A 10,043-nucleotide genomic window follows, 5' to 3' on the forward strand; every position below is an offset into this window, starting at 1 on the left:
TGCAAGGTTAAGCTGCGCGAGCGGCTCAATCTTGAACTGGTACATCGGATCGATTTTGCCGCTTTCGCCTGCCACGTTCACTACCCTGTTATATACACGTCAAGCGCCCGGTTTAGTCCGGACGCTCTGCTGAAATCTTTATTATATTCCTGAAGGCGACTGCAATGCCCAAGAACATGCAGGTCAACAGGAGCGCAGGTGCGATACCCAGCCAGCGGTCCAAGACCCAGCCAACCAAAGCACCACCAGCAGGACCCGCGATCAACTCGGTTAAAACCCTGTTCCCTTGCCGCATTCCTTTGGCTGGAGCCTGATCTTGACCTGAGCGTTCTGCTTCGGCTTTCCGCGCCGCTTTCAGCTGCATATCCAACGACACGAGCCGGGCGTCACTTTTGCCTTTTCCATCCTGCCCGGAATTGTCCGACATCATGTGATTCCATCCAAATAAACACACGGAACCGCCACGCAATCGGGGCAACCCCGCCTAGGCATCGGCGCTTTAGGAGAGCGCCTGCGTCAAGTCAACAGCGCGTCGCCAAGAATGTTGCGTCGCAATAGAAAGGGCCGAAGCATCGCTGTCCCGGCCCGCTATTTTGGTTCGGCTGATACCCTTATATCTTGGTCGTCCTGAATATGTTTCAGTTGTTACGGACAAAGCGGGTCTCATTCAGATGCGCTGGATTCGCGTCAATCGACTTGCACCCGTCGCAAAAATCTCCAAAAAGAGCATTATCGCAAAAGGACAGTGCTGATGGTGGACGGCGCGGATAAAATCGAACATCATGGCACCGGCCACCGTGCGCGTCTGCGCAAGCGGCTTTTTGAACAGCAAGGCGAAGGCCTGCACGACCATGAGCTGGTGGAATATTTGCTCGCCTTGGCCATTCCGCGCCGCGATACAAAGCAAATCGCCAAGGATCTGATCGCGCGATATGGCAGCCTGTCGGCCTTGTTAACGGCCGATGCCGACAGCATCATGCGCGAAAAGTGGATGGGCGAAACAAGTGTCGCTGCACTGAAAATCGTCCAAGTGGCTGCCCTGCGTCTCTTAAGCGCGCCCGTCCGCGAGATGCCGGTTTTGTCATCATGGCAGGCGTTGCTGGACTATCTGCGCGCCGACATGGCGCATCTGACCATTGAGCGCGTGCGGACCTTATATCTTAACAGCAAAAATATGTTAATCCGCGATGAGATCGCGAGCGAAGGTTCCATCGATCAGGCGGCGATTTACACACGCGAAGTCATCCGGCGCGCGATGGACTTGGGCGCAGCGGCCATCATCCTTGTCCACAACCACCCCAGCGGCGATAGCAGCCCAAGCCGGCAAGACATTGCCATGACGCGGGACATTGCAGAGGCGGGGCAGAAGTTCGGGATAACCGTGCATGACCACATCATCATCGGCAAAGACGGCTTTTCCAGCATGCGGAGCGCCGGGCTGATTTAAAGATTTAGCGGGTGGAATTATTGCCGCTGCTACCCCATAGCCGCAACATGACCTCCCCCGCTTCTGCAAAAAAATCCATCGGCCCGCGCGAATTGACCATCATGATGGCATCGCTGATGGCGCTGAACGCGTTGGCCATTGATTCCATGTTGCCCGCCTTTCCCGCGATGGCACAGGGGCTGAAGGTTTCCGATCCCAACCAGATCCAGCATATTATTTCTGTCTTTCTTGCTGGCACCGGCATTGGCGCGCTGATCTATGGTCCGCTGTCCGACCGCTATGGCCGCAAGCCGATATTGCTGATTGCCATCACAGGCTCCGCCGTTTTTTCGCTCGCCTGTTCGATTACCCCGGACTTTGAAATGATGCTCGCGATGCGTTTCGCGCATGGTTTGCTCGCGGCGGCAATGGGCGTGCTGGTCATCTCCGTTATCCGTGACCAGTTCGAAGGCGACGCAATGGCGCGGCGGATGTCGACCATATTCCTTATTTTCATGATCGTGCCGATTATCGCGCCAACCGTCGGGCAAATGGTCCTGCTGTTTGCAGGCTGGCGGGTGATATTCGATCTGATGGCGTTCATGGCCGTGTTTGCCGCGATCTGGGTATATTTCCGTTTACCCGAAACACTTGCGCCGGAAAATGTCATTCCGATTGAACCCCACGCGTTGGCAAAGGCATGGAAAGCCGTCGTCCTGCACCGCAACGCGGCAGGATATATGATTGGCGCAGGGATAGTTCAGGGCGCTTTGTTCGGCTACCTCAACAGCTCGCAACAAATGTTTGACAAGGTGTTCAACGCCGCCGACTTTTTCACCATTGGCTTTGCGATCATTGCCATTGGCATCGCTGTGTCCAACTTCACCAATGCGCGGATTGTGGAACGTTTTGGCGCGCGCCGCGTCTCGCACACCGCGCTTTTGACCTTCATCACCCTTGGCGCGTTGCAATTGCTCGCGGCGCAATTCGCGCCGAAGTCGATGCCGTTGTTCCTATTGTTACTGACGGGCAATATGGCGATGGTTGGGTTTATCGGCTCCAACTTCTCGTCGATTGCGATGACACCCTTTGGCCATGTCGCGGGCGCTGCGTCGTCGTTTCAGACGTTCGTGCGCACGGCCTTGGCTGCCTCGCTTGGCGCTATCATCGGACAGCAATTTGACGGCAGCGTCTTTCCTGTCGCGCTTGGCTTTCTGTGTTGCGGGCTTGCCGCGCTGATATTGGTTCTATGGTGCGAAAAGGGAAAGCTGTTTACGCGTCCCGGCACGACCCAAGCTATTCCTGCTAATCCCCGCAGCTAGGCAAAGAAAAGGGGCGCCGAAGCGCCCCTGCCCTTTTGTCGTCTGGTAACCAATTTACCAAATCGCAGCTAAACCACTTTTCGGCGCTCCGATGTTACGCAATCCCCTGGCCAACATGGCTCCGGCGGCGGCTATATAAGAAATACACAACCAACCCAATTGTTGTCCAACCCAAGAACATAAGTTCCGTATAACCGGAAAGCTGGAAGAACAGGAACACACAACCTGCGGCAGCCAATGGGCAAACCAAGAAGTACAAAGGTGTGCGGAATGGCCGAGGGCGGTCGGGATTGGTACGACGCAAGATCATGACACCGACCGCAACGGTAAAGAATGCGAACAAAGTGCCAGAGTTTGAAATGTCAGCCAATTTGCCAACAGGGAAAAGTGCAGCAAACAATGCCACAAATATACCTGTGCACAATGTTACGACATGCGGCGTTCCATATTTCGGGTGAAGTTTGGAAAACATGTCAGGCAGCAATCCGTCGCGCGCCATCACGAAAAAGATGCGGGTTTGGCCGAACATCATCATCAAGATAACCGAAGGCAATGCAATGGCAGCCGAAATAGCCACAAGCTTCCCTGCCCATCCGTGACCAATTTCATTGAGCACGAAGGCCAAAGCTTCTTTTGATTGTGACAGTTCACCACCCGGCTGCGCTCCAACAGCGCCCGTAGCACCCGCAGCAACCAACATGTAGATGATGGTGCAGATAGCCAGCGAACCAATCAAACCGATTGGGATATTCCGCTGCGGATTAATCGTTTCCTCTGCCGCTGTGGAAACGGCATCGAAACCAACATAAGCGAAGAAAATAGACGCTGCCGCAGCCGCAACGCCGACTGTGACCATGTTATTCGTAATCGGATCGACAACTTCCTTCGCGAAAAAGCCGTTCGGGCTAAATGGTTGGAAATTTTCTGCGTTCATTGCTGGCAATGCCAGAACAAGAAAGAGCATCAGAGCCGACACCTTGATAGCGACCAAGATTGCGTTAAAGCGCGCACTTTCTTTGGTCCCAATCAACAATAACGCCATACACAATAATGCGATGAGCATAGCGGGTACGTTGATAATGCCGGGGTTTGCGTCGAATGGCCCAGCAACAAAGTCATTACCGACCTCTATCGCAAAGATATTCTCAACCAGCCCAACCATATATCCAGACCAACCCACTGACACAGCAGAGGCCGCGATGGCATATTCAAGGACAAGCGCCCAGCCGACAATCCATGCAATGATTTCGCCGAAAGTGGCGTAGCTATAAGTGTAAGCCGACCCTGAAACAGGCACCATTGATGCCAATTCAGAATAGCATAATGCCGCAAGTCCACAAACCACGGCAGCGATGACAAAGCTAATCATCATAGCCGGACCAGCTTTATTTGCAGCCTCCGCGGTCAAAACAAAAATGCCGGTGCCAATGATGGCACCAATACCTAGCATGGTAAGCTGAAAAGCCCCCAGCGTTCGCGTGAGCGATTTTTTCTCAGCCGTAGCCAAGATCGCATCAAGCGGCTTTACGCGCCCGAAAATCATACTCATCTCCCAAAAAATTACAGCTCCATAGTCGAACTAAACACTCCGTGTATTAGCGCAACTGAATTTCATCGCATAAGCATCGGCCCGAGCGGTTTTCCACCAAAAATATGGACATGCAGGTGCGGAACCTCCTGATGCGAATCCATTCCGATATTGGCGAGCAACCGATATCCGGGTTCGACCAGACCCAATGCGCGCGCGACGTGGCCGACAGCGCGGACGAATCCGGCTATTTCCGCGTCGCTTGCTTTGGCGCTAAAATCGTCCCAGCTGACATAAGCGCCTTTGGGAATGACGAGGACATGCGTCGGTGCCTGCGGATTGATGTCGTGAAAGGCAAGTGCCCAGTCATCTTCAAAAACCTTTTTGCAGGGAATTTCCCCGCGCAGGATTTTGGCAAAGATATTCTGGTCATCGTAAGGCAGCGTCGCATCGATTGGCATCTTATTCTCCGGAATTGTCGCGCGCAGCCTTTTCCACCAGGCCGGATACGCCGTCCCTGCGGTCCAGTTCGGCGAGAACATCGTCAAATGCCACGCCGCCCTCGTTGAGCAAGATCATCAGGTGGAAAAGCAGGTCTGCCGCTTCAGCAGTAAGATGTTCGGCATTTCCCGACAGCGCGGCAATGATGGTCTCGGTGGCTTCTTCGCCAACTTTCTGCGCAATTTTCTCGCGCCCTTTGGCGAATAATGACGCCACATAGCTGCTATCGGGCGCAGCGTTCGACCGCTGGGCAATGGTGTGTTCAAGTCGTGCAAGCGTGTCGCGCATCAAATGTCCTTCTGCAGGGCGATAACCATGGCCTTGTCCTCTGCGGGTATCAACCCTTCCAAAACGCGCCAGAAACCTGTGACCGATTCCTGCCCTGCCGCGGCATAAGCGGACGCAAGGCTCGTGCGCAGTGCATCAAATAGCTGCGCTTCAAATCGGACACCCTCTGCAGTCAGACGCAGCAGCTTCTGCCGCCGGTCGACCACGCCCGTGCGCGTTTCGACCAACGCTTTCTCCGCCAAGTCGGTCAGCACCCGGCCCAAAGACTGTTTCGTGATCGCCAGGATTTTGAGCAATTCGCTAATCGTCAGGTCGGGTTGGCGGGCGATGAAATACAGCGCACGATGGTGCGCGCGGCCAAGGCCATGCTCTGCCAATCCGTTGTCTATAGCGCGCGTGAGCCGCGTATAACCGAAAAACAAAAGCTCAACGCCGCGCCGCACCTCATGCTCGCGCAGAAACAAGGGTGACGCCGTCGGCGCAACAGATACAGAAGATGGGGCAGCCATATTGACGTATCTAAGCCCAGCCCATAGGACGAAGCAAGACCCTAACTGACGAGAGCATCTATGACGTCCGGCGCATTTCCATTTGAGGCGAACCCAAACCCCGTTGATATAGCGGAACGGACTGCGCGGCTGGTTGATCCCGGCTTTGGCTGTGTGTTCACCGATCATATGGTCACCATCCGCTATTCGGACGCCAAAGGCTGGCATGACGCGAAAGTAGGACCGCGTGCGCCGCTCACGCTCGATCCCGCGACGGCTGTGCTGCATTATGCGCAGGAAATATTTGAAGGTTTAAAGGCCTATCGCCTTGCAGACGGGTCGATGGCGCTGTTTCGTCCTGAGCAGAACGCCCGCCGTTTCCAGCGGTCGGCCAAGCGCCTTGCCATGCCCGAACTGCCTGAAGAGATGTTTCTGCAGGCGTGCCGCCAACTGGTTCAGGTCGACAAGGACTGGTTTCCGCCGGTCGATGGCGGGTCGATTTATTTGCGCCCCTTCATGATCGCCAGCGAAGTGTTTTTGGGTGTGAAGCCGTCGGCAGAATATCTGTTCATGGTCATCGCGTCATCGGCCGGAAATTATTTCAAAAGCGGCGCACCGGCGATTTCGATTTGGGTATCGGAACAATATACCCGTGCCGCACGCGGCGGAACGGGCGCGGCAAAGTGCGGCGGTAATTATGCCGCCAGCCTTGTCGCCCAATCCGAAGCCATTCGCCAAGGTTGTGACCAAGTTGTCTTTCTGGACGCCGCCGAACATCGCTGGGTCGAAGAACTTGGCGGCATGAACCTGTTTTTCCTGTTCGACGACGGTTCATTGCTGACACCGCCAGCCGACGGCACGATTTTGGAAGGCATCACCCGCGATTCGGTTCTCACGCTTGCCCGCGCGCAAGGTTTGAACGTCCGTGAGGAGCGCTACGCGATGGACCAATGGCGCGCCGATGCCGAATCCGGACGGCTCGTTGAAGTCTTTGCTTGTGGCACTGCAGCGGTCGTGACCCCAGTTGGCACGGTGAAATCTACCAAAGGCGCCTTCACCATTGGCGCGGGCGGCGCGGGGCAAATGACCCAGCAAATCCGCACAAAACTTGTGGATATCCAACGCGGAGCGGCAGCAGACACCCATGGTTGGGTGCAACGCATCGATTAAGCTGTTGCGCTACGAGATTCGCACGATATAAGCCGCGCACATCGGCCAGATTGCTGGCTTGCTGGGGCGTCGCCAAGCGGTAAGGCAGCGGCTTTTGATGCCGCCATTCGCAGGTTCGATCCCTGCCGCCCCAGCCATTTCCTCAATCCGCGCCAATTTCGCACCTCATCCGCACATGTAAGACATTGTAAATGTTTTGGGCCTACGGCTGGTAACACAATGTTTATCGGCATGTTTTTCTCACGGGCGCCGATATTCGGCAACTTGCTGAGGGGCGGACCAAAATATGCGGGTAGTAATTGCAGACGATGAGCCAGAAGTGGTTCATCATCTGAAAGCAATCGTCGAAGAACTTGGCCATGCTGCGGTTGGATATACCGATGGGAACGCACTTATGCGGACCTTGGTCAGCGACCCGTTTGATTTGCTGATGCTCGATTGGAACATGCCCGGCAAAGATGGTCTCGAGATTCTGAAATGGATGCAAGAGACGCTGCCCAAGCAACCGCCGGTCATGATGATAACCAACCGGTCTGCGAAAAAAGACATTACCGAGGCACTTTATGCCGGGGCCGCTGATTATATCAGTAAGCCAGAAGACCGCGCGGTTATCGCCGCGCGCATCAGTGCGACATTACGCTGCGGCGCAATTGGTGGCGCGTTTGATACCGAAGCGACATATGGCAACTATCGCTTGAACCGGATTGAACAGACGGTCTTTGTGAATGGGCAAATCATTGCACTGACGGCCAAAGAGTTTGAATTGGCCGACTTTTTCTTCCGCAATGTCAACCGCACATTGTCGCGCAATTATCTCATGGAGGCGATCTGGCGGACGACCGCGGCCTTGGCGACGCGTACGTTGGACATGCATATCTCGCGCGTGCGTTCAAAGCTGAACCTGCAGCCCGAAAACGGCTTTCGCATTTCAACGGTCTTCGGATACGGCTACCGCCTAGAAACGATCGCCCAGACGCGTTAATTTCGGCCGAACATCTAGGGTCAGATATAGCAACCCGCAGTCGCTTACGGATGCTTATGCGGCTTTCTTCGCCCGCTCGGTCATTTCCTGATTAAGTATGTCTGCCAACAGGAAAGCGAGTTCAAGCGATTGCGCGGCGTTCAACCGTGGGTCGCAATGCGTATGGTACCGATCGGCCAAACCTTCGTCCGTCACAGCAACCGCACCGCCGGTGCATTCGGTAACATTCTGACCCGTCATCTCGATATGGATGCCGCCGCCAAAGCTGCCTTCTGCACGGTGCACGGCAAAGAAGCCGCGGACTTCAGCCAAAATACGCTCGAACGGACGCGTTTTATATCCGCTGGCGGATTTGACGACATTGCCGTGCATCGGATCGCATGACCAGATAACCGGATGCCCCTCACGCTGGACGGCACGCACCAAAGTGGGCAATCCGCTTTCAACCTTGTCATACCCATAACGCGAGATCAGCGTGATCCGGCCTGCTTCGCGCGATGGGTTCAACCCATCCAACATGCGCAATAGCGCGTCGGGTTCAAGGCTTGGTCCGCATTTGATACCAATGGGGTTCCCGATGCCGCGCAAGAATTCGACATGCGCCGAACCGTCAAAGCGGGTGCGGTCGCCGATCCACAGAAAGTGCGCCGACGTATCGTACCAATCGCCGGTCAGGCTGTCCTGACGTGTCATTGCCTGCTCATACGGCAACAACAATGCCTCGTGGCTGGTGTAAAAGCTTGTGCCCTTAATTTGCGGGACAGTTTCTGGCGTGATGCCGCAGGCTTCCATGAACGCCAGCGCCTCGCTAATGCGGTCTGCGGTTTCTTTATATTTCTGCGCCCATGGCGAGCGGCCCATATAATCATGCGTCCACGCATTGACCTGCTGCAGATTGGCGTAACCACCGTTGGAAAACGCGCGCAGCAGGTTCAGCGTTGATGCAGCCTGGCTATACGCACGGATCATCCGCGCCGGGTCAGGCTCGCGGCCTTCGGCAACAAATTCAATGTCGTTGATAATGTCGCCGAAATAGCTGGGCAGTTCGACGCCATTGATTGTTTCGGTGGGGGTTGAGCGTGGCTTGGCAAACTGGCCAGCCATCCGGCCCAATTTCACGACCGGCAGCTTGCCCGCAAAGGTCAGCACAACCGCCATTTGCAGAATGACGCGGAATGTATCGCGGATGTTATTGGGATGAAATTCGGCAAAGCTTTCGGCGCAATCGCCCCCTTGCAACAGAAACGCCTTTCCGTTGGCCACTTTGGCAAGATCCGCGGTCAGATTGCGCGCCTCGCCTGCAAAAACCAGCGGCGGATAGTTGCGCAGTGTCTCTTCGGTTGCGGCTAATGCTGCTGCATCCTTATATTCAGGCATGTGAATGCCCGTCGCGCTTCTCCAGCTATCCGGCGTCCAAGGTGTCGCCATGCGATCTACTCCAACAATATTCATTCAAAAGACGCGCCCTTTAGGCGTAATATGTTGCGAGAAGCAAGCATTAGCCGCGAATTTACGCCGGTTTTGCAAAATGCAATCGGCATAGCGCTATTTGGTATGCGCGACACCAAATTCACTGTTGGCAAAAGCCGTTAAAGGCGTCTATCAGGCCCGCTGAATCGACCCAATTGTAAGGCGAATGGCTTTTCAGCTTGGGGAGAGACGGGATTTCGACGCTATTGCGGTTTAACCGCCGCAACGCAAAAAGGGCAGATTATGTCGACAGTCAAAAAGACAAAAAGCACGGCGAAAAAGCCGGCAGTAAAAAAGCCGGCGGCTGCGCCGGCCGCTTCAGTCGCAACGAAAGCTGCAGCTGGTGACCAGAATCATGGTGGCGCAGAAGGTTCGGGCGTTCGTCGCCGCGACTTCATTCACGTCGCAGCCGTCAGCTTCGCGGGCGTAGGTGCAGCAGCGGTTGCGATGCCATTGGTATCGCAGATGAGCGCAAGCGCGGACGTGCTGGCACTCGCCTCCATCGAGGTTGACGTTGCCGCTATCCAGCCAGGTCAGTCGATTAAGACCAGCTGGCGCAAACAGCCGGTGTTCATCCGCAATCTGACGCCTGCTGAAGTCGAAGAAGCAAATAAGGTTGATGTGGGTTCGCTGCGCGATCCACAAACCCTTGCTGATCGCACCAAACCAGGCAAAGAAAATTGGCTGATTACCCTCGGCGTTTGCACCCATTTGGGTTGCGTGCCGCTTGGTGCCGCAGCGGGTGAAGTTAAGGGTGAATATGGCGGCTATTTCTGCCCATGCCATGGTTCACATTATGATACCGCCGCACGTATCCGGAAGGGCCCAGCCCCGACAAATCTCGTCGTTCCGGAATTCGCATTCATTT

Annotated in this window: 11 protein-coding genes and 1 tRNA gene; 6 read left to right on the forward strand and 6 right to left on the reverse strand. The window is 55.2% G+C overall.

The window, feature by feature from the left end; genetic code table 11:
• Window positions 1-112 precede the first annotated feature (112 nt).
• Entirely contained in the window at window positions 113-430 is a 318-nt protein-coding gene (locus ACILQA_RS07610) for an AtpZ/AtpI family protein (RefSeq protein WP_183941376.1), read from the reverse strand.
• A 321-nt stretch (window positions 431-751) separates the two neighbouring features.
• Between ACILQA_RS07610 and radC the strand changes: the two genes are divergently transcribed.
• Both radC and ACILQA_RS07620 read left to right on the forward strand, forming a co-directional pair.
• Entirely contained in the window at window positions 752-1,447 is a 696-nt protein-coding gene (radC, locus tag ACILQA_RS07615; RefSeq protein WP_395629152.1) for a DNA repair protein RadC, read from the forward strand.
• 47 nt (window positions 1,448-1,494) lie between these two features.
• Window positions 1,495-2,748, forward strand: coding sequence for a multidrug effflux MFS transporter (locus tag ACILQA_RS07620; RefSeq protein WP_395629153.1), 1,254 nt, complete (start codon window positions 1,495-1,497; stop codon window positions 2,746-2,748).
• A 94-nt stretch (window positions 2,749-2,842) separates the two neighbouring features.
• Here ACILQA_RS07620 and ACILQA_RS07625 read toward each other — a convergent pair whose 3' ends face one another.
• From ACILQA_RS07625 to ACILQA_RS07640, 4 genes are all read right to left on the reverse strand, one after another.
• A complete protein-coding gene (locus ACILQA_RS07625; protein ID WP_395629154.1) occupies window positions 2,843-4,291 on the reverse strand; it encodes an amino acid permease in 1,449 nt (482 codons plus the stop codon).
• Between the two features lie 68 nt (window positions 4,292-4,359).
• Window positions 4,360-4,737 carry a histidine triad nucleotide-binding protein gene (locus ACILQA_RS07630; protein ID WP_395629155.1) on the reverse strand — a complete coding sequence of 126 codons (378 nt, stop codon included), beginning with the start codon at window positions 4,735-4,737 and terminating at the stop codon, window positions 4,360-4,362.
• Between the two features lies 1 nt (window position 4,738).
• Window positions 4,739-5,065 carry a phosphoribosyl-ATP diphosphatase gene (locus ACILQA_RS07635; protein WP_395629156.1) on the reverse strand — a complete coding sequence of 109 codons (327 nt, stop codon included), beginning with the start codon at window positions 5,063-5,065 and terminating at the stop codon, window positions 4,739-4,741.
• On the reverse strand, window positions 5,065-5,574 hold the full coding sequence (locus ACILQA_RS07640) for a MarR family winged helix-turn-helix transcriptional regulator (RefSeq protein WP_395629157.1): 510 nt from the start codon (window positions 5,572-5,574) through the stop codon (window positions 5,065-5,067). Before ACILQA_RS07640 ends, ACILQA_RS07635 begins: the two co-directional genes overlap by 1 nt.
• 60 nt (window positions 5,575-5,634) lie before the next feature.
• Here ACILQA_RS07640 and ACILQA_RS07645 point away from each other — a divergent pair, with 60 nt between their 5' ends.
• From ACILQA_RS07645 to ACILQA_RS07655, 3 genes are all read left to right on the forward strand, one after another.
• Complete coding sequence (locus tag ACILQA_RS07645; protein ID WP_395629158.1) at window positions 5,635-6,723, forward strand: branched-chain amino acid aminotransferase; 1,089 nt, start codon at window positions 5,635-5,637, stop codon at window positions 6,721-6,723.
• Window positions 6,724-6,785: 62 nt separating this feature from the next.
• Window positions 6,786-6,860: transfer RNA gene (locus ACILQA_RS07650), tRNA-Gln, on the forward strand.
• 149 nt (window positions 6,861-7,009) lie between these two features.
• Window positions 7,010-7,705, forward strand: coding sequence for a response regulator transcription factor (locus tag ACILQA_RS07655; protein WP_395629159.1), 696 nt, complete (start codon window positions 7,010-7,012; stop codon window positions 7,703-7,705).
• A gap of 54 nt (window positions 7,706-7,759) precedes the next feature.
• Here ACILQA_RS07655 and ACILQA_RS07660 read toward each other — a convergent pair whose 3' ends face one another.
• Complete coding sequence (locus ACILQA_RS07660; protein ID WP_395629160.1) at window positions 7,760-9,133, reverse strand: class II 3-deoxy-7-phosphoheptulonate synthase; 1,374 nt, start codon at window positions 9,131-9,133, stop codon at window positions 7,760-7,762.
• A 285-nt stretch (window positions 9,134-9,418) separates the two neighbouring features.
• Here ACILQA_RS07660 and petA point away from each other — a divergent pair.
• Window positions 9,419-10,043, forward strand: a 625-nt coding sequence (gene petA / locus ACILQA_RS07665) for a ubiquinol-cytochrome c reductase iron-sulfur subunit (protein ID WP_395629161.1), incomplete at its 3' end; no start/stop codon positions are given.

Source organism: Sphingorhabdus sp. (assembly GCF_044239005.1).
GTDB lineage: Bacteria > Pseudomonadota > Alphaproteobacteria > Sphingomonadales > Sphingomonadaceae > Sphingorhabdus_B.